This window comes from Cryobacterium sp. Y62, from assembly GCF_002929785.1.
Taxonomy (GTDB): Bacteria; Actinomycetota; Actinomycetes; order Actinomycetales; family Microbacteriaceae; genus Cryobacterium.
On sequence record NZ_PJJK01000085.1, the window covers coordinates 1 to 20,223 of the forward strand.

General features: G+C 64.8%; 19 protein-coding genes. All 19 read left to right on the forward strand.

Annotated features, from left to right (window positions below; translation table 11 throughout):
• Nucleotides 1–335: 335 nt before the first annotated feature.
• Nucleotides 336–1,169: a hypothetical protein gene (locus tag CXY71_RS04110; RefSeq protein WP_104134417.1), complete on the forward strand. Its 834-nt coding sequence runs from the start codon at nucleotides 336–338 to the stop codon at nucleotides 1,167–1,169.
• The gene (locus CXY71_RS21780) at nucleotides 1,166–2,218 is read left to right on the forward strand and encodes a hypothetical protein (RefSeq protein WP_233198114.1); all 1,053 of its coding nucleotides are present in this window, start codon (nucleotides 1,166–1,168) and stop codon (nucleotides 2,216–2,218) included. The genes CXY71_RS04110 and CXY71_RS21780 overlap by 4 nt, the downstream gene beginning before the upstream one ends.
• Nucleotides 2,196–3,224: an HAD-IIA family hydrolase gene (locus CXY71_RS04120; RefSeq protein WP_104134418.1), complete on the forward strand. Its 1,029-nt coding sequence runs from the start codon at nucleotides 2,196–2,198 to the stop codon at nucleotides 3,222–3,224. The genes CXY71_RS21780 and CXY71_RS04120 overlap by 23 nt, the downstream gene beginning before the upstream one ends.
• Nucleotides 3,225–3,233: 9 nt before the next feature.
• Nucleotides 3,234–3,374, forward strand: a complete 141-nt coding sequence (locus CXY71_RS21400; protein ID WP_199184203.1) for a hypothetical protein — start codon at nucleotides 3,234–3,236, stop codon at nucleotides 3,372–3,374.
• Nucleotides 3,375–3,481: 107 nt separating this feature from the next.
• Nucleotides 3,482–4,282, forward strand: a complete 801-nt coding sequence (locus CXY71_RS04125) for a TlyA family RNA methyltransferase (protein ID WP_104134444.1) — start codon at nucleotides 3,482–3,484, stop codon at nucleotides 4,280–4,282.
• Nucleotides 4,283–4,286: 4 nt separating this feature from the next.
• Nucleotides 4,287–5,207: an NAD kinase gene (locus tag CXY71_RS04130; RefSeq protein ID WP_104134419.1), complete on the forward strand. Its 921-nt coding sequence runs from the start codon at nucleotides 4,287–4,289 to the stop codon at nucleotides 5,205–5,207.
• Nucleotides 5,208–5,211: 4 nt separating this feature from the next.
• Complete coding sequence (recN, locus tag CXY71_RS04135) at nucleotides 5,212–6,933, forward strand: DNA repair protein RecN (protein WP_104134420.1); 1,722 nt, start codon at nucleotides 5,212–5,214, stop codon at nucleotides 6,931–6,933.
• 26 nt (nucleotides 6,934–6,959) lie between these two features.
• Complete coding sequence (locus CXY71_RS04140) at nucleotides 6,960–8,663, forward strand: CTP synthase (RefSeq protein WP_104134445.1); 1,704 nt, start codon at nucleotides 6,960–6,962, stop codon at nucleotides 8,661–8,663.
• On the forward strand, nucleotides 8,656–9,288 hold the full coding sequence (locus CXY71_RS04145) for an NUDIX hydrolase (RefSeq protein WP_104134421.1): 633 nt from the start codon (nucleotides 8,656–8,658) through the stop codon (nucleotides 9,286–9,288). The genes CXY71_RS04140 and CXY71_RS04145 overlap by 8 nt, the downstream gene beginning before the upstream one ends.
• A gap of 17 nt (nucleotides 9,289–9,305) precedes the next feature.
• Entirely contained in the window at nucleotides 9,306–10,268 is a 963-nt protein-coding gene (locus CXY71_RS04150) for a site-specific tyrosine recombinase XerD (RefSeq protein WP_104134422.1), read from the forward strand.
• A gap of 161 nt (nucleotides 10,269–10,429) precedes the next feature.
• Nucleotides 10,430–11,269 carry a ParA family protein gene (locus tag CXY71_RS04155; RefSeq protein ID WP_233204392.1) on the forward strand — a complete coding sequence of 280 codons (840 nt, stop codon included), beginning with the start codon at nucleotides 10,430–10,432 and terminating at the stop codon, nucleotides 11,267–11,269.
• Nucleotides 11,253–12,077: a ScpA family protein gene (locus CXY71_RS04160; protein WP_104134424.1), complete on the forward strand. Its 825-nt coding sequence runs from the start codon at nucleotides 11,253–11,255 to the stop codon at nucleotides 12,075–12,077. The genes CXY71_RS04155 and CXY71_RS04160 overlap by 17 nt, the downstream gene beginning before the upstream one ends.
• Nucleotides 12,067–12,741 (forward strand): SMC-Scp complex subunit ScpB, encoded by a 675-nt coding sequence (locus tag CXY71_RS04165; RefSeq protein ID WP_104134425.1) that lies wholly within the window; start codon nucleotides 12,067–12,069, stop codon nucleotides 12,739–12,741. Before CXY71_RS04160 ends, CXY71_RS04165 begins: the two co-directional genes overlap by 11 nt.
• Before the next feature lie 38 nt (nucleotides 12,742–12,779).
• The gene (locus CXY71_RS04170) at nucleotides 12,780–13,577 is read left to right on the forward strand and encodes a pseudouridine synthase (RefSeq protein WP_104134446.1); all 798 of its coding nucleotides are present in this window, start codon (nucleotides 12,780–12,782) and stop codon (nucleotides 13,575–13,577) included.
• A 27-nt stretch (nucleotides 13,578–13,604) separates the two neighbouring features.
• Entirely contained in the window at nucleotides 13,605–14,687 is a 1,083-nt protein-coding gene (locus tag CXY71_RS04175; RefSeq protein ID WP_104134426.1) for a prephenate dehydrogenase, read from the forward strand.
• A gap of 3 nt (nucleotides 14,688–14,690) precedes the next feature.
• Nucleotides 14,691–15,383: a (d)CMP kinase gene (cmk, locus tag CXY71_RS04180; RefSeq protein ID WP_104134427.1), complete on the forward strand. Its 693-nt coding sequence runs from the start codon at nucleotides 14,691–14,693 to the stop codon at nucleotides 15,381–15,383.
• On the forward strand, nucleotides 15,376–16,887 hold the full coding sequence (der, locus tag CXY71_RS04185; protein WP_104134428.1) for a ribosome biogenesis GTPase Der: 1,512 nt from the start codon (nucleotides 15,376–15,378) through the stop codon (nucleotides 16,885–16,887). The genes cmk and der overlap by 8 nt, the downstream gene beginning before the upstream one ends.
• 308 nt (nucleotides 16,888–17,195) lie before the next feature.
• Nucleotides 17,196–18,557: a hypothetical protein gene (locus tag CXY71_RS04190; RefSeq protein WP_104134429.1), complete on the forward strand. Its 1,362-nt coding sequence runs from the start codon at nucleotides 17,196–17,198 to the stop codon at nucleotides 18,555–18,557.
• Nucleotides 18,558–18,786: 229 nt separating this feature from the next.
• Nucleotides 18,787–20,103: a UrcA family protein gene (locus CXY71_RS21405; protein ID WP_199184204.1), complete on the forward strand. Its 1,317-nt coding sequence runs from the start codon at nucleotides 18,787–18,789 to the stop codon at nucleotides 20,101–20,103.
• Nucleotides 20,104–20,223: the final 120 nt, after the last annotated feature.

Below are 20,223 nucleotides of genomic sequence, written 5' to 3' on the forward strand. Positions count from 1 at the left end.
CACCGCCGGACTTAACTTAGAAACACCAGAAAGGCCACCCTCGGGTGGCCTTTCTGCGTTAACACACCACCCACGGGTGGCCGTTTTACTTAACGAGCCACCTTCGGGTGGCCTTTTTTGTGTTAACGTGCAGTGTCGGGATGGATGATCCCAGAGCTGGACCCTGCGGAGCGTCGGAACACTCGCCCCTCAGTTCAAATTTGCTTGAGCACTCTGCACGGTTTTGCGTGAGCGGTTAGGCTTACTAGGTCTGTCGAGAAGCCGGACTAATTACACAGGAGATACAGTGAGCCCTTCAGGACCCCGCGACGGCGATTCCCGTAACAACGGTCAGGATGACCGTCGTTCGAACCAGAGCGGCCGACCCTCCAACGGGCGACCTTCCGGTGGACGCGATGGCGCGAAGCCACCGTACCGCGACAATTCCGACCGACCGCAGCAGGGTGGCGAACGTCCTCCTCACCGAGGCAACTCGGGCCGTCCAGCGCAGGGCGGAGAGCGCACTCCGTACCGTGGTAATTCTGATCGCCCCGCTTCCGGTGGAAACGATCGTGCACCGTACCGGGGCAACTCTGATCGCCCCGCATACGGCGGCAACGACCGAGCGCCTTATCGCGGTAACTCTGATCGCCCGTCCGATGGAAACGATCGTGCTGCGTACAGCCGTAATTCTGATCGCCCGGCGCAGGGTGAGCGTCCCCCGTATCGGGGTAATTCTGATCGTTCGGCGCAGGGTGAGCGTCCCCCGTATCGGGGTAATTCTGATCGTTCGGCGCAAGGTGAGCGACCGCCCTACCGCGGCAACTCCGATCGTCCTTCCGGCGGGAACGACCGTGCTTCGTATCGCGGAAGTTCCGACCGTCCCGCTCAGGGCGAGCGTCCTGCTTATCGGGGTAACTCCGACCGTCCCGCTCAGGGCGAGCGTCCCCCCTACCGAGGTAATTCAGATCGTCCGGCGCAGGGTGACCGTGCTCCGTATCGGGGTAACTCCGACCGGCCGAGCAACGACCGTCCCAGAGGCGACAACGACAGCAAGCCGTGGACCCAGCGCGGCGGTTCGCCGAACCGGGCCGGCGCTCCGCGCGTCGATGCCGGCAAAAAGCTGTGGACCCGCGACGGTGCCCCGGCCCGTAATGACCGCGATGCCCGCGTCGTCGAAGAGGAGATGACCGAAGAGCAGCGTATGCAGCGCGAGCTGCGCTCGGTGCGTCCGCGTCACGACGACCCGGAACTTCCCGACGACATTTCGGTCAATGACCTTGACCGCATTGCACGCAATGAGCTCAAGACCCTCACCAAGGAGAACGCCGAAACCGTCGGCCGTCACCTTGCGATGGCCGCCCGCGTCATCGACGAGGATCCGCAGCTGGCGCACCAGCACGTGATGAGCGCTGCCCGTCGGGCCGGCCGCATCGGTGTTGTGCGTGAAAGCCTCGCGATCACCGCCTACGCCACCGGAGACTTCGCCTTGGCTCTGCGCGAGCTGCGCACCTATCGTCGTATTTCCGGCTCGAACGATCAGCTTCCCCTCATGGTCGACAGTGAACGTGGCGTCGGACGCCCCGACCGTGCCCTCGAGCTCGGTCGCTCAGTCGATCGCAGTGCTCTGTCCCCTTCCGTGCAGGTTGGCCTGGCCATCGCCATGTCCGGCGCACGACTAGACCTCGGTGAGACGGATGCCGCGCTCGTTGAACTCGAAATTCCGCAGCTCAACCCGAACACGGCCTTCTCCTATAGCCCCGAGCTGTTCGCCGCCTACGCTGAGGTGCTGAGCGAACTTGGCCGCGAGGACGAAGCGGACGAGTGGCTCCAGCGGGCCTCCCGCGCCGACGCTGCCCTCGGGGCCTCCGGTGACGATGACGAGACCGTCGAAATCGAAGAAATGGAAGAGGATGACGACGCCGCGCTGGCGTACTTCGCCACGGACGCCGGAGACGTAGACGACGACGAAGACGACACTGTGGCTGCCGGCGATGCGGCTCGTGCTGTTGCCGAAGCTGGATTCGACGCTGTCGACCGGCCGATTACCGAGGCCGCCGATGCCGACGCGGACGCGGACGACATCGTCACCGAAGCGGCTGACACCGCCGAAACCGACGCCGATACCGACGTCGAGATCGACAACGGGACCAACGCGAAAACCGATGCTGCGGCATCCGTTTCAATTACCGACGCAGACGACGAGACGGAGCCGAATGCTGCATCACCGAAAGCCTGAGTGGGCGACGCCGCTGGACGGCGTTGACGTTCTACTGTCCGATCTGGACGGAGTGGTCTACGCGGGCCCCGCGGCGATCCCCTTCGCCGTGGAGAGCCTGAACCGCGCCGCGGAGACGATTCGCGTGGGCTACATCACCAATAATGCCTCGCGCACCGATCAGTCGGTCGCCGAGCACCTCTCCGAACTCGGGTTGAGCGTGGCGGCAGCGGATGTCGTCACCTCCCCCCAGGCAGCCGTGCGGCTGCTCGCCGAGCAGGTCGGACCAGGCGCGAGTATCCTCGTGGTCGGTGGCGACGGTCTGGTCGACGAGGTCACCAAGGCTGGATTCGTGGTGACCCGCTCGGCAGACGACAAGCCTGCCGCTGTGATCCAGGGCTTCTCGCCGGAGGTCGGCTGGGTGCACCTTGCTGAAGCGGCCTTCGCGCTCAACGCCGACGGTGTCGGCATGGGCATTCCGTGGATCGCCACCAACACCGATTGGACCATTCCTGTCGCCCGCGGGATCGCTCCCGGCAACGGCACGCTGGTGTCGGCCGTGCATACCGCGGTCGGACGGCTGCCACTCGTGGCCGGCAAGCCCGAAGCGGCCATCTTTCTGGAAGCCACTCGTCGATTCGGCGCCCAGAACGCGCTCTTCATCGGCGACCGCCTCGATACCGATATTCTGGGCGCGAACCGGGCCGGAATTCCTGCTGTGCTCGTACTCACTGGCATCGACGGGGCCAAGCAGGCCCTGGCCGCCGATAAGGATTCGCGGCCGACCTTCATCATCGAGAATCTGCGGCAGCTGCACGAGCCGTACCCGGAGACCGTGTTCTCCAAGGACGGTTCGACGGCGACGGTTGAAGGTGCAAGCGTTCGAGTGCACGGCAACGACGTGCAAATCGTCAAAGACGGCGACGGCGGAATCAACCTGCTCCGCGCCGCCTGCGCCGCGATCTATCAATCCGGGCGGGCGATCTACGGACTCAACGTTCCGGAGCGACTGTATCTCGCACAGTAGCCTAGAGCTGTGAACTTCGAACCCGTACCGGTCGACCTTGCCGCGCAACTGGCGAAGATCGAGACCCAGCCGCTCGAGGCGCGCGCCGCGGCGTTCGGCGAACTGCACGAGCAGTTGCGCGAACGGCTCGAAGACGCCGACCAGGCATGACCGGCACCGGCACACCCAACGACCAGGAAACAGACACACCCATGCCTGAGAACGACGCCGACCTTCCAGAAGTCGACCAGCCCGACGTTGACAGCGTTTTAGAACGGATGCCCGCCTCCCGCCTCGACGCCGCTCTCGCCGATCGTGGGCTGGTTCGCTCGCGAACTGTCGCGGCCAAAATCATCGCCGACGGCCTCGTCACGGTGGACGGCCTCCCGGTCGTGAAGGCCAGCACCAAAGTCTCAGCAGACGCTGTTCTCGAGGTGGCAGCGACCGACCACTATGTCAGCCGCGGTGCCCACAAGCTCATCGCCGCCCTCGACGCGTTCAGCCTGAGCGTCACCGGGCGTACCGTGCTCGATGCCGGCGCGAGCACCGGCGGTTTCAGCCAGGTGCTGTTGGAACGCGGCGCCGCCCAAGTGATCGCGGCCGATGTCGGCCATGGGCAGTTGGCAGCGCAACTGAGAACCGAGCCGCGGCTGAAACTGGTCGAGGGCTATAACATCCGCTACGCAACGCCGGAAACGCTCGCCGGGGCATCCGGAATCAACACCCGACCTGACCTGGTCGTGGCCGATCTGTCGTTCATCTCCCTCACCACCGTGCTGCCCGCCCTGGCGGCCACGGCAGCACCCGGCGCCGACTTTGTGCTGCTGATCAAACCGCAGTTCGAGGTGGGCCGCGGCGGTATCCGTGAGGGGATCGTGCATGACAAGGGCCTGCGAAGTGACTCGATCGCCGGCGTGCTGTGGGCCGGCTGGGACCTGGGCCTGAAAACCTGCGGCGTGATCGCCTCACCCATCATCGGTGCGGCTGGAAACCATGAATATCTGTGCTGGATGAGCGCCACAACCGGCACAAATCCGACAGAATGGATGGAACGGATCGAAACCGTGGTGGGGGCGTGACGAGTTGAGCGACACCCCGCGGTACTTTCTGATCGTCGCCCACACCGGCCGCGCCGACTCGCTCGAAGCCGCCTCGACGGTCTGTAAGCAGCTTCTGGCTGCCGGGGCCGTACCGGTGCTCGCGAGCGATGAACGCGCCGACCTTCTGGCTGCCTGTCCGGAGCTGAATGGCCATATCGCGATTCTCGGTGACTCGGTGCGCACGTCCGAACTTGAACTTGTCATCGTGCTCGGTGGCGACGGTACCATTCTGCGTTCGGCCGAACTCGTGCGTGGTTGCTCGGCCGCGCTGCTCGGCATCAATCTCGGACACGTCGGCTTTCTTGCCGAAAGCGAGCGGGACGACCTCGGTGAAGCCGTGCGTCGCGCCCTCAAGGGCGACTACGAGGTCGAAGAACGCCTTGCCCTGTCGGTCAGAGTCAAGCTCGCCGACGAGGTCGTCTACGAAACCTGGGCACTTAACGAGGTCACTGTCGAAAAAACCAGCCGCGAACGTATGATCGAGGTGGTCGTCGAGGTCGACGGTCGGCCGCTGTCGTCGTTCGGCTGCGACGGCGTCGTGCTGTCTACTCCGACCGGTTCGACCGCCTACTCGTTCTCAGCCGGCGGCCCGATCGTCTGGCCCGGGGTTGAAGCACTGCTGCTGGTTCCGCTCAGCGCTCACGCCCTGTTCGCCCGACCACTCGTCGTCGGCCCCGATTCGTCCCTGGCCGTCGAGGTGCTCTCTCGCACCGGCGCCCGTGCCGTGCTCTGTGCTGATGGCCGCCGCACCCATGACCTGCCGACCGGCGCCCGCGTGATCGTGCGCCGCTCGAGCGTACCGGTGCGTCTGGCCCGCCTGCACATCGGCCCATTCACCGACCGCCTGGTCAACAAATTCAACCTGCCGGTCACCGGCTGGCGCGGCCCGGTCGGTCGCGAGTAATCCGATGATCGACGAGCTGTTCATTCGCGACCTCGGCGTCATCGCCGAGGCGACGCTGCCGCTTGGGCCCGGATTCACCGCCGTCACCGGTGAAACCGGCGCCGGAAAAACCATGGTGGTCACTGCGCTCGGCCTGTTACTCGGCGATCGAGCGGATGCCGGCACCGTGCGGCAGGGCCAGCCGCAAAGTTTTGTACAGGGTCGCTGGGTCATCGACCCCGACGGTCCGGTCGCCGAACGCGTGCGCGACGCCGGGGGAGACCTCGACGGCCCCGAACTCATTCTCGGACGCTCCGTCTCGAGCGAAGGGCGAAGCCGGGCCACAGTCGGCGGACGCGGCGCTCCGGCGAGCGTACTCGGCGACCTGCGCAATGACCTCGTCGTCGTGCACGGCCAGAGTGACCAAGTGCGCCTGCGCTCGGCCGCCGCCCAACGCGACGCCCTCGACCGCTTCGCCGGGCCAGACCTCTCAGCAGCGCTCACCGCCTACCAGCACGCCTTCCACCGCTGGCAGGCCAATCAGGCTGACCTGGACCGGCTCGTCACCGAACAAGATTTGCGATCCCGCGAAGCCGAGGACCTGCGGGCCGCCATCGCTGAGATCGAAACGGTCGCCCCGCAACACGGCGAAGACACCGAGCTCGGTGAACGCGCCGAACGCCTCGGCAACCTCGAAGAGCTCCGCTTGGCCGGCGAACAGGCCCGCCAGCTCATCTCCGCCGAAGACAACCCCGACGACCTGCCCGACGTTGTCGCGCTGCTCGAAACCGCTAGGCGAGCCCTCGACCGGGTAGCCACCCACGATGTGGCACTGCCGCCGCTCATCACCGCGATCGCCAACGTTGGTTTCGTCGTCGCGGATATCGCCGCCGAACTTTCCAGCTACCTGGCCGGCCTCGACGCCGACGGCGCCCGCGAACTCGAAATCGCGCAGGAACGCCGCGCCGAACTGAGCATCCTGGCCCGCAAATACCCCGGCGGCCTCGATGAGGCCATCGAATTTCTGGACACCGGCAGCACCCGCCTGCTTGAGCTCGACTCCGACTCCGACCGCATCGAAACCCTCACAGCTGAAACGGATGCCGACCATCTGCTGGTCACCGACCTAGCCGCCGCCCTCACCACGCTCCGCGCAGCGGCAGCCGTGCGTCTCGGCGCCCTGGTCACCGCCGAGCTCGGCGCGCTGGCAATGCCGGACGCCGTCCTCCACGTGGAGGTCGAAGCGGGGGGCGAATTCACCGTCACCGGCTGCGACCTCGTGCGCCTGCTGCTGCAGCCGCACGCCGGGGCCGAGCCGCGATCGCTCGCGCGCGGGGCATCCGGTGGCGAATTGTCTCGGGTCATGCTCGCGATCGAGGTCGTCATCAACGCGACCGACCCGGTGCCCACCTTCGTCTTCGACGAGATCGACGCAGGCGTCGGCGGCGCCGCCGCGATTGAAATTGGCCGGCGGCTGGCCCGCCTGGCCGAAACCGCCCAGGTGATCGTGGTCACCCACCTCGCCCAGGTCGCGGCGTTCGCCGTGAACCATCTCAGTGTGGTCAAGGACAGTGATGGATCCGTCACTGCCTCGAGCGTGCGCCAGTTACGCGGCGAGGGTCGTGCTGCCGAAATGGCCCGTCTGCTGTCTGGTCTGCCCGACTCGAAGAGCGGCCTCGAACACGCCAGGGAACTGCTCGAGCTCGCTCAGCCCACCCCATCCCCGTCTGCGACAAAAATCAAGTGATAGCATTGAAGCCCGTGGTGAAAAATATAAATACGGACAGATCAAACGGCCCGCGCAATCCAAGCGGCACCGTAAAGCACATTTTCGTGACCGGGGGTGTGGTCTCCTCGCTCGGTAAGGGCTTGACGGCAGCCAGCCTTGGAAACCTACTCACAGCACGCGGACTGCGGGTTGTCATGCAGAAGCTCGACCCGTATCTCAACGTCGATCCGGGTACGATGAATCCGTTCCAGCACGGCGAGGTCTTCGTGACCGACGACGGTGCAGAGACCGACCTCGATATCGGGCACTACGAACGTTTTCTCGACATCAACCTCGGCCAGTCGGCCAACGTGACGACCGGGCAGATTTACTCGCAGGTGATCGCCAAGGAACGCCGCGGCGAGTATCTCGGCGACACCGTGCAGGTCATCCCGCACATCACCGACGAGATCAAGCGCCGCATGCGCCTGCAGGCGAGTGATGAGGTGCGCCCCGATGTGATCATCACCGAGGTCGGTGGCACCGTCGGCGACATCGAATCCCAGCCGTTCCTCGAAGCCGCCCGCCAAGTGCGCCACGAACTCGGCCGCGGCAACGTCTTCTTCGTGCACGTCTCGCTCGTGCCTTTCCTCGGTGCGGCCGGCGAGCAGAAGACCAAGCCCACGCAGCACTCCGTCGCCACCCTGCGCTCGATTGGAATCCAGCCTGACGCCCTCGTGCTGCGCAGCGACCGGCCCGTCTCCGAGTCGAACAAGCGCAAGATCGCGCTCATGTGCGACGTTGACGAAGACGCCGTGGTCAACGCCGTCGACGTGGCGTCGATCTACGAGATTCCCACCATGCTGCACGACCAGGGCCTCGACAAGTACATCGTCAATGCGCTCGGCCTCGTCGCCGAGGGCGTCGACTGGACCGGCTGGGAAAACCTGCTGGAAGCCGTGCGCCACCCCAAGCACGAGGTCACCATCGGCCTGGTCGGCAAATACATCGACCTGCCGGACGCCTACCTCTCGGTCACCGAGGCGCTGCGCGCCGGCGGCTTTGCCAACCAGGCCAAGGTCAAAATCGTCTGGATCGGCTCCGACGACTGCGAAACCGACGAAGGAGCCGCGCGCCTGCTCGGTGAACTCGACGGAATTTGCGTGCCCGGCGGCTTTGGAATCCGCGGCATCGAGGGCAAGCTCGGCGCCCTCAAATTCGCCCGCGAAAACGGCATCCCGGTGCTCGGCCTATGCCTCGGGCTGCAGTGCATGGTGATTGAATACGCCCGCAACAAGGCCGACCTGCCCGGCGCCTCGTCGAGCGAGTTCGACCCGGAGACCGAGTTTCCGGTCATCGCGACCATGGAAGAGCAGGTCGAGATCATCGCCAGCGGCGACCTGGGCGGAACCATGCGCCTCGGCCTCTACCCGGCCACCCTGGCCGAAGGCTCCCTCGTCGCCGAGTTGTACGGCGAAAACTCCGCGTCGGAACGGCACCGTCACCGCTACGAGGTCAACAACGCTTTCCGCGATCAGATCGCCCTGGCCGGCCTGTGGTTCTCCGGAACCAGCCCAGACCGCCACCTGGTCGAATACGTAGAGCTGAAGCGCGACGAGCACCCGTTCTACGTCGGAACTCAGGCCCACCCAGAGCTGCGATCACGACCGAACCACGCTCATCCGCTGTTTCGTGGCCTCATCGCCGCAGCCCTCGACCGCCAGCAGGCCAGCCGGTTGTTCGAGGTGAAGGAAGAGCTCAGTGCCTGAACCGCTGCAGGATGACGTGGCTCCGGCCACGGTGACCGCGAGCGACGTCGTCTTCGACGGCGCAGTCTGGAACGTGCGCCGCGACAGCTTTGAGTACAACGGCGCGAGCATCACCCGCGAATACCTCGACCATCCCGGCGCGGTTGCCGTGCTCGCCCTCGACGAGCACGACCGGGTACTGCTGATCAAGCAATACCGGCACCCGACCGGCCTGCGCGGCTGGGAACTGCCGGCCGGGCTGCTCGACGTGAGCGGCGAACATGCACTGATCGGCGCTCAGCGCGAGCTTGCCGAAGAAGCGGATGTCGTCGCCATCGACTGGGCGCTGCTCACCGAGTTCTACACCTCGCCCGGCGGTAGCAACGAAGCCATCCGGGTCTACCTGGCGCGCGGCGTCTCGACGGTTCCCGCCTTCGCGCGCACCGAAGAAGAAGCCGATATCGAGTTGCGCTGGGTGTCGCTCGACGACTGCGTCGACGCCGTCATGGCACGTCGGGTGGAGAACCCGATCCTGGCACTAGGGGTGCTCGCCGCCCATATGGCCCGTTCACGCGGGTGGAGCACACTCGCGCCGGCGGACCTGCCGTGGCCGCGGCATCCACTCAACCGGCACGTCACGGCCTGAGAGCGCCCGGCCTGAACATGATGATCGCCACGGCGGTGGATGGGTATCTGCGGCACGTGGCGGTCGAGCGCGGCCTCGCCGCGAACACCGTCGCAGCCTACCGACGCGATCTCGGGTTGTACACGGCGTGGCTGACCGAGAGAACCGGTGCCGCCGACGTGGGTGTGGCGGCCGCTGCAGCCGCGCCGCCGCGGCCGATCACCGATCTGCGACTTGTCACCCGAAACCACGTGTCGACGTTCGTGCAGTACCTCGGCCTGCGTCCGAACTCGCCGCTGACCGCCGCGTCGATAGCGCGCATCCTCTCGACCGTGCGCGGATTCCACCGGTTTCTGCTCGGTGAAGGTGTGGTCGAAACGGATGTCGCACACGACAGCAAGCCACCCAAACTCGCTCTGCGCCTGCCCAAGGCCATCTCGATCGAACAGGTCACCGCGCTACTCGCGGCGACCGACGGCGACGACGTGCAGCGCCTGCGCGACAAGGCCCTGCTCGAGCTGCTCTACGCGACCGGCGCGCGGGTGAGCGAGGTCGTCGACCTCAACGTCGACGACGTGCGCTTGGAAGACTTCGACTCGGTGCGGCTCACCGGCAAGGGCGACAAACAGCGCATCGTTCCGGTCGGCAGCTTCGCGCGCGCCGCGGTCTCCGACTACCTGGTGCGCGCCCGGCCCAAGCTGTCCGCGCGCGGTCGCTCGACCCCGGCCTTGTTTCTCGGGCTGCGCGGGCAACGGGTCAGTCGGCAGAACGCATGGCTGATCATCCGAGCCGCCGCCGAACGAGCCGGACTGACCGTGCCGGTATCGCCACACACCCTGCGGCACTCCTTCGCCACACACCTGCTGGCCGGGGGCGCCGACGTGCGCGTCGTTCAGGAACTGCTCGGCCACTCCTCGGTCGCCACCACCCAGATTTACACCCTGGTCACTGCTGACACCCTGCGCGACATGTACACCCTCTCCCACCCCCGGGCCCGCTAAAAACTCCGCGGGAGCGGGAGGGGCGGCACCAGCGGCGATCCTTGCGGAGACTGGGCGATCTAATCGCTAGAATCAACCAAGTGATGGGTGCAGGACAAATCAAGGGCGGGCCAGTGACGCGTAAGTTGAGCGAGCGAATTTCGCTTCCCGGTTTCGACGAGATGCCGGTGGGCCCGACGGGACGCGAAAAACATGAATTCGCCGAACCGGAGCCGTTGAAAAGCCACGGACCGGCGCGCATCATCTCCCTGTGTAATCAGAAAGGTGGCGTCGGCAAGACCACGACGACCATCAACCTCGGTGCCGCCCTGGCCAGCTACGGTCGCCGCGTGCTCGCGATCGACTTCGATCCGCAGGGCGCCCTCTCGGCCGGCCTCGGCGTGCCCACGCACGACGTCACCACCATCTACGACCTGCTGCTCAACGGCAAGGTCGATCCGAAAGACGCGATCCAGCCGACCTCGGTCGAGGGACTCGATGTCATTCCGGCCAACATCGACCTCTCTGCCGCCGAGGTGCACCTGGTCAACGAGGTCGCCCGTGAGCAGATTCTGTCTCGTGTGCTGCGCAAGGTGTCCGGCGACTACGACGTCATTCTCATCGACTGCCAGCCGTCGCTCGGTATTCTTACCGTGAACGCGCTCACCGCGAGCCACGGCGTGCTGATTCCGCTGGAGTGCGAATTCTTCGCCCTGCGCGGTGTCGCCCTGCTCATCGAAACCATCGACAAGGTGCGCGACCGCCTCAACCCGGCGATCGAACTCGACGGAATCCTCGCCACAATGTATGACGCCCGCACCCTGCACTCTCGCGAGGTACTCGAGCGCGTCGTCGACGCCTTCGGTCACAGCGTGCTCGAAACCGTCATCGGACGCACCGTCAAATTTCCCGACGCGAGCGTGGCCGGGGTGCCCATCACCGACTTCGCGCCAGAACACGCCGCTGCCAAGGCTTACCTGCAGGTGGCCCGCGAATTGATCCACCGTGGCGCAGTCGCCTAGCGCGGCCGAGAAGCCCGCGTTTTCGGTCGCCCTCGGCGTTTTCGAGGGTCCGTTCGACCTGCTGTTGAAACTGATCACTCGGCACGAACTCGACATCACCGAGATCTCGCTCAGTCAGGTCACCGACGAGTTCATCTCCTACCTGCGCGACCTTGAGCCGTACGAAGAACTTGACCAGGCCACAGAATTTCTGGTCGTCGCCGCGACACTGCTTGATCTCAAGGTGGCCGGGCTGCTTCCCCAGGGCGAACTCGTCGACGCCGAAGACGTGGCCCTGCTCGAAGCCCGTGACCTGCTGTTCGCCCGCCTGCTGCAGTACCGCGCCTTCAAGGAGGCCGCGACCTGGTTCAGCGGGCAGCTTGCGATTGAGACCCGCCGACACGTGCGCTCGGTGCGCCTCGAAGAGAAGTACCGCCAGAAGACCCCTGAGCTGGTCTGGACGCTCTCCCTCGCCGACTTCGCCGCGCTGGCCGTCGTCGCCCTCGCGCCGCGGGAGCTGCCCACTGTGGGCCTCGACCACCTGCACGCGCCGCTCGTGAGCATCCGTGAACAGGCCGCCTATGTCGTCGCCATGCTGCAGCCGGGGGAGCCGGTCTCGTTTCGCGCACTGATCGCCGGCACCGACGAGAAGGGCGTCATCATCGCCCGCTTTCTCGCGGTGCTCGAGCTGTACCGCCACGGTGCCGTATCCTACGACCAAATCGAGCCCCTCGGCGAGCTCAGCCTGCGCTGGAACACCCAGTCCCTAAACGGGCGCGACTGGAACGACGAAAACCTCGCCTCGCTCGGAGCTGACTATGACAATTAGAGACCCGACGACTGACTCGCGGTCACGCACGCCGCAAACGGATGCCGCAGCATCCGTTGCCCCGGCAGCTCGCGAAACAGCAGCAGTGTTATCCGACGACCACGCTCTCGACCGCCAGCTCGAAGCCGTGCTCATGGTCGCTGACGAACCGCAAGGGCTCGTGCACCTCGCCACCGCTGTCGGGCGGCCCATCGCCGAGGTGGCGGCATCCGTTGCCCGGCTGGTCGCCGATTTCGACGGCCTCCGCAGCGCGGATGGGACCAAAACGGTGCGCCGCGGCTTTGAGCTGCGCGAGATCGCCGGCGGGTGGCGCATCTATGTGCGTGCCACCCACGATGAACTCGTAACCGACTTTGTGCTGACTCAGAATCCCAGCCGGCTCAGCCAGGCTGCTCTCGAAACGCTCGCTGTGATCGCCTACAAGCAGCCGATCAGTCGCGGCCAGGTCGCGAGCATTCGGGCGGTCAACGTCGACTCCGTTGTGCGCACTCTGCTCGGGCGCGGCCTGGTCACCGAGGCATTCACCGACAGCGAAACCGGCGCGATCAACTACGCCACCACAGACTTGCTGCTCACCCAGCTCGGAATCAACTCGCTCGACGAGTTACCCCACCTATCGCCGTTGCTCGACGGCGGCACCGACGGATTCGAGGATCTACTGTGACCCAGGACACCACCCGCAACGCCAATTCGACCAATGACGTGACGCCCCGCGACCCCAACTTCAACCCGGAGGCCGCTGCCGACGGTGTACGCCTCCAGAAGGTGTTGGCTTCGGCCGGCGTCGCCAGCCGCCGCGTCTCCGAAGACCTCATCACCTCCGGTCGCGTGCGGGTGAACGGCAAGGTCGTCACCGAGCTCGGTCGCCGCGTGCACCCCGAAACCGATCAGGTCGCCGTCGACAACGTGGCCGTGCAGCTCGACACCACCCGCCGCTACCTCATGCTCAACAAGCCGGTCGGTGTCGTCTCCTCGATGCAGGACGAGAGCGGTCGCCCCGACCTGCGCGAATTCACTGACCAGTTCGATGAACGCCTGTTCAACGTGGGCCGGCTCGACGCCCAGACCAGCGGCCTGCTCATTCTCACCAACGACGGCGACCTCGCGCACGTGCTCGCGCACCCCTCCTTTGGCGTCTCGAAGACCTACATCGCCAAAGTGGAGGGCCGCGTCTCGCCGCAGACCATCGGCCAGTTGCAGAGCGGCATCGAACTCGAGGATGGCCCCATCCACGCCGACAAGGCCCGCATCCTCACGAGCCCTCCAGGCGGCGGCCACAGTATGGTCGAGCTCACCCTGCACTCCGGTCGTAACCGTATCGTGCGACGAATGCTCGACGCCGTCGGTCATCCGGTGGTTGACCTGGTGCGTCGCCAGTTCGGCCCCCTGAATCTCGGCACCTTGCAGCAGGGCGCCGTGCGGGAACTCACCCGCGAAGAACTGGGCCAGCTGCTGACCGTGTCCCGCCAGGCACCGAGCGCTCGCCCTGATGCTAACTAACTCCGCGCGAACTAAGGACTGAAATCCATGGCTGAAAGCCGCCTCGTCGGCCCGGTACGTATCGTCGGCGTCGGCCTGCTCGGAACCAGCGTCGGCCTCGGTTTGCGCAATCGTAAGATCGAAACGATTCTCAGCGATGCCTCACCGACCAACCTGCGCATCGCGATTGATTACGGAGCCGGGCGTGCCGCCCAGCCAGACGACCAACCGCAGCTGATCGTGGTCTGCGTGCCGCCCGACGTCACCGCCGACATCGTCGCCAGAGAGCTCGAGGCCTACCCGAGCGCGATCGTGACGGATGTCGCGAGCGTCAAGCTGGCTCCGCTGGCCGAGCTGCGCGAGCGTGGCGCCGATATCAGCCGGTACATCGGATCGCATCCGCTTGCCGGTCGGGAGAAGGGCGGTCCGCTCTCCGGCCGCGCCGATCTGTTCATCGGCCGCCCCTGGGTCGTTGCCGCACACGACGCGATCAGCTACCGTCAGGCCGGAGCAATCGACGACCTCATCCTTGACCTCGGCGCCATTCTGGTCGAGATGACCCCCGAGGAACATGACCTCGGCGTTGCCCTGGTCTCGCACGTTCCACAGGTCATCTCCACTTTGATGGCCCGCCGACTCACCGGTGCCGCGAACTCTTCGCTCAACCTGGCTGGTCAGGGCTTGCGCGACGTAACCCGCGTCGCAGCGAGCGACCCCGATTTGTGGGTGCAGATTCTCGGCGCCAATGCCGGTCCGGTGCGCGACGTGCTGCGGGCCTACCGCGACGACCTCGACCGGTTCATCGACGCCCTCGAAGACCCCACCAAGCCGGGAGCGCAGCGTCAAATCGCCGAAGAACTCGGCGGCGGCAACGCCGGCGTTGCCCGACTGCCCGGAAAACACGGCCAGGATCGTCGATTTTCGTCGATGGTGGTCATGGTCAACGACCAGCCCGGTCAGATCGCCCACCTGCTCAACGACATCGGCGACCTCGGCGTCAACCTCGAAGACTTACGCTTGGAACACTCGCCGGGTGCCCAGATCGGCCTCGCCGAAATCTCCGTACTGCCCGAGGCCGTCACCCGCCTCACCGAAGAGCTGGCCGCCCGCGGCTGGCGGATTGCTGGTTAAAGCATGGCACGTCACGCCCTCCCCACCCTCGTCGCGATCGACGGGCCGGCCGGCAGCGGCAAGTCGAGCGTAAGCCGTGCTGTCGCCCGCCGCGTCGGCTTCGCCTACCTCGATACCGGCGCCGCCTACCGGGCGCTGGCCTGGCTGGCTCTCGACCGAAAAACCGAGACAACCGAAGCGGATGCCGTCGCCGCGCTCCTGAAAGACTTCGACTACTCGATCGGTACCGACCCCGACGAGTACTTCGTGACGGTGGGGGAGACCGACGTGACCGACGCCATCCGCTCTCCGGAAGTTAGTGCAACGGTCAGCGCTGTCGCCCGCGTTCCCGAGGTGCGGGCAGCGCTCACCGAACTCTTTCGCAGCTTGGCCGCGAACGTTGATCGGCCCGGCGTTGTGGTCGAAGGACGCGACATTACGACCATCGTCGCCCCCGAGGCAGCGGTGCGCATTCTACTCACGGCATCCGAGGAGGCTAGAATGGCTAGACGCTCTGCGGAAATAACGACCCAGTCGGCTGAAACCGTGGCAGAACAGCTGCGATCGCGTGATCGCGCTGACTCACAGATTGTCGATTTCATGAGCGCCGCAGACGGTGTGATAACCGTCGACTCCACCCACCTCGACTTCGAGCAGACCATTGAAGCGGTCATCGACGTCATACACACACGCACGAAGCGGGCTTTGAATGAGTAACGAATACGACGACACGAGCTCAGCGCTCGACACCGAGCTGGCGGAACGACTCGCCAATCTCGATGAGGAACTGGCCACCCGGCGCTCAGCCGCGCTGCGCACCGACCTCGACAATTACGACCTCGACGAGGAAGACCTCGACGTGCTGCAGGCCGTCACCGACGATCCCGACGCGATCCAGTACCTGCCCGCCGTTCCGGTGATCGCCATCGTCGGCCGCCCGAACGTGGGTAAGTCGGCACTGGTCAACCGCATCCTCGGCCGCCGTGAGGCCGTTGTCGAGGACACCCCCGGGGTCACGCGTGACCGCGTCGCGTACAAGGGCGACTGGAACGAACGCAAGTTCAGCCTCGTCGACACCGGCGGCTGGGAGCCAGACGCCAAGGGCATCGACGCTTCCGTCGCCGCTCAGGCCGAAATCGCCATTGACCTGTCCGACCTCGTCATGTTCGTCGTTGACTCCAACGTGGGCCCGACATCGACCGATGAGGCCGTCGTGCGCATGCTGCGCAAAAGCGGCAAGCCGGTCTTCTTGATCGCCAACAAGGTCGACGACGTGCGTCAGGAGCCCGAAGCGGCCAGCTTGTGGTCGCTCGGCCTCGGCCAGCCATGGCCGGTCTCTGCCCTGCACGGTCGTGGCGTTGCCGACCTGCTCGACGCGATTCTGCTCGTGCTGCCCGAAATTTCCAACGTTGCCAAGCAGGAGGTCGGTGGCCCTCGCCGCGTGGCCATCCTCGGCCGCCCGAACGTCGGCAAATCCAGCTTGCTCAACAAGGTCGTGGGGGAGGAGCGCGTTGTCGTCAACGAGCTCGCCGGCACAACCCGTGACCCGGTGGACGAGCAGGTTGAGCTTGGCGGCAAGGTGTGGCGTTTCGTCGATACCGCCGGCATCCGTCGTCGTGTTCACCTCTCACAGGGCGCCGATTTCTACGCCTCGCTGCGCACCAGCGCAGCCCTCGAAAAGGCCGAGGTGGCCGTCGTGCTGCTCGACGTGACCGAGGTTATCAGCGAGCAGGACGTGCGCGTGATCGACCTTGTGATCGAGTCGGGCCGTGCGCTCGTGCTCGCATTCAACAAGTGGGACCAGATCGACGACGACCGTCGTCGCTACCTCGAACGTGAAATCGAGCAGGACCTAGCCCACGTGGCCTGGGCCCCGCGCGTGAATATCTCCGCCAAAACCGGTCGCCACATGGAGAAGCTGGTTCCAGCCCTCGAGCTCGCACTCGAGTCGTGGGACACCCGCATCGCCACCGGCAAGTTCAACGCATTTTTGGCCGAGCTCGCCGCAGCTCACCCACACCCCGTGCGCAGCGGCAAGCAGCCGCGCATCCTGTTCGGCACTCAGGCCTCGAGCCGTCCGCCGACGTTCGTGGTGTTCACCACCGGGTTCCTTGACCCCGGCTACCGTCGCTACATTCAGCGTCGCCTGCGCGAGATCTACGGCTTCGAGGGAAGCCCGATCAATCTCAGCATGCGCGTGCGCGAGAAGCGCAAACGCTAACTTTTTCTAACGGATGCGGTCGGCCCTGTTTACGCAGGTCCGGCCGCATTTTTTGCGCCTGGTTGGCATCGTTGTGAAGTTGGAATATCACGGATCGATTTGTGTCTTTGGATTTTCTGAGTCAAGCTCATGTTTTATCCTCTCGGCTCCCTACAGCCAACCACCTGCACGTACCGAACTTGTGCGCGACCCGGAATATACATAACGAGCCCATGGCATATAAAGCATCCCGCACGCCTAAAATTAACCACAACTCAACTCGTACCCCTCAACACCTCGCCGAAAGCAGCCCGCTCCGGGCTCGACGATTGGTTATTTGGGCGGCATTCGTCGCCTCGACGGTCGCCCTTTCGGGGCTCGCTGCTGTTCCGGCTATCGCCGAAGTAGGCAGCTCCGACCAAAGCGGTGCCAACCTGAGTGCCGCGGACCCGATGCGCCCGTCCATCGTTGTCCCGGCCGGAGAAAGTGTCACCGCCCGATTGGGCACTGTACCTACCGGCCTGAGCTCCATCGAGGTGGAGTACTCCACATCGAACGACGGAGTTCCCAGCCGGGTCGAAATTTCTGTCGGACCTGAGAACACCCAAACCTACGCATTCACCGCTCCGACCGGGACGAGCGCTACGGCCACCATCACGGTTCCCGTGACGGACAAGACCGACGGCACGATCACCGTGAGCAGTCGCGCCTCTACCGTGACGCTGAACCTCGCCATCGTCGGCTTTGAACGCGGCGAGGCTGGTCGCGTGATCACACCCAGTCCCGTGCTGGCGCCGGCTCCAAAGCCGTCACCCACGCCGACTGCCGAGCCCGCCCCGACTGCCGAGCCGATCCCGATGCCCACGTCGATCTCGACGCCCACTCCGGCGCCGTCGCCTGAACCTACCCCGTCCCGTGGCGGCATGCCCGGTAAGTCCAACACCGGCGTTCCGGCCGGTACCGCGCTGACCGTGCACAACGGTGACATCACTGTCACCAAGACCGGCACAGTGCTCGACGGCCTGGACATTCGTGGTCTGGTTAAAATCGAGGCCCCGAACGTCACCATCAAGAACTCGATCATTCGTGGTCGCGAATTGAACGGCATCGGGGCGCTGATCAATAATCTTGGCGGCTTCAGCAATCTCGTGATTGTCGATACCGAGCTGAGCCCCTCCATCGCGTCGCCCGACGCCATGGGCATCTACGGCTACAACTTCACCGCGACCCGGTTGAACATCAACGATGTCATCGACGGAATCCACGTTACTGGCAGCAACGTCGTGATCAGGAACAGCTGGATCCATGACAACCTGCACTACCGTAACGATCCGAATCACGGCGGTACGCCGAGTCATGACGACTCGATCCAGATCCAGGTCGGCGACAACATCAGCGTCACCGGTAACCGCCTGACCGATTCCTACAGCGCCGCGGTGCAGATCACGCAGGACCGTGGACGGGTCTCCAACTTCTCGTACACGGACAACTACGCTGACGGCGGACACTGCACGGTGAACATCGCCGAGAAGGACTACGGGCCCCTCCAGGGTACGACGATCACCGACAACAAGTTCGGTCGCGACACCAGTCTGAACAACTGTGCTGTCATCGCGCAGACCTCGACGAAGATCGATTTCGCTCGTAACTATTTCACCGATGGCAGCCCGGTAAAAATTTCGAAAGGATAATTCCCCAAAATCCTGAAACGGATGCGGCCGAACCTGTTAACGCAGGTCCGGCCGCTTTTTTTTGTCAAAAATTCGCTAATTGTCTACCCCTGAACTGGGGTGAACCTGAGAAAGCTATGTGTTGGCTTGTGACATTCCCCATTGTGGGCAATGCTCATCTTAGTCACCACGGCCCCCTACAGCCCTCACTCGCACCGCCCGATTCTGTGCACTAAACGAAATGTGAACCATGATCTCCACTGCTTTCGCTTCACGTTCCACCGCTCGACCTTCTCGCCGCCTGGCCCTCATCGCCGCGACCGGCGCATTCGCCGTCGCGTTCAGCGGCCTCGCCGTCATTCCGGCCAACGCCGCCGCCAACACCGTCACGGTTGCCGTGCCCGCCGGAAGCAAGGTCTCCTACGACCTCGGCACCATCCCGGCCGACGCAGCCTCCGTTGACGTCACGTTCGACACCACCGCTGCTGCCCGTACCGACATTAAGGTTCTGGTCGGTCCGGAGTACACCCAGCGCTACTACTTCACGGCTCCGGTCGGAGATGGCCCCGAGCGCAGCTACACGGTTCCGGTCACCAGCAAGTCAGACGGAACCATCGTCGTTGCCAGCAGTGACGCCAACGTCAAGGTCGAAATGACCGTCGTCGGCTACACCAAGAAGGTCGTTCCCGCTCCGACCACCGCACCGGCACCCGCACCGGCTCCGGCACCGTCACCGGCACCCGCGCCGGCTCCGGCTCCGGCTCTCGCTCCGGCGCCGACTCCGGCGCCCACCAGCGGCACGCCGAACGGGACGAACACCGGCGTTCCCGCCGGCACCGTACTCAAAGTTGTCAACGGTGACGTAAACGTCACTACCCCCGGCACCGTGCTCAACGGCCTCGACATTCGCGGTCTGGTGAAGATCAACGCGGCCAACGTCACGATCAAGAACTCCATCATTCGCGGTCGTGCCGACAAGCCCGGCGTGCTCATTAACAACCTGGGTGGTTTCAGTAACCTGGTCCTGACCGACACCGAAATCTTTCCCACCGTCATGTCGAACAATAACCACGGGATCTACGGTTATAACTTCACCGCGACCCGCCTGAACATTCACAACGTCATCGACGGCATCCACATCACCGGCAGCAACGTGACCGTGCAGAAGTCCTGGATCCACGACCACGCCCACTACGCCAAGGACCCGAACCACGGCGGAACGCCCAGCCACGATGACGGCATTCAGGTTCAGATCGGCAACAACATCAAAATCGACGGCAACCGCCTGACCGGCAGCTACAGCGCCGCCGTGCAGGTTACTCAGGACCGCGGAAAGGTCTCCAACTTCAGTTTCACCAACAACTACGCCGACGGCGGACACTGCACAGTGAACATCGCGCAGAAGACCTACGGCCCCCTGCTCGGCACCGTCATCAAGGACAACAAATTCGGCCGCGACACCGACAATTTCAACTGCGGCATCGTCGCGTCGACGGCGACCACCATCGATCACGCCCGCAACTTCTTCACCGACGGTATCGCCGTCACCATCCGCAAGGGCGCCTAACCAGAAGAACTCACCACCAGGCTAGCTCCCACCAAGAATTCCCTTGCAGGACACCGGGCGGGTCCCACGTGCACACAGCACGCGGGGCCCGCCTCTTTGCATGTCCAACGCCCCGAGACG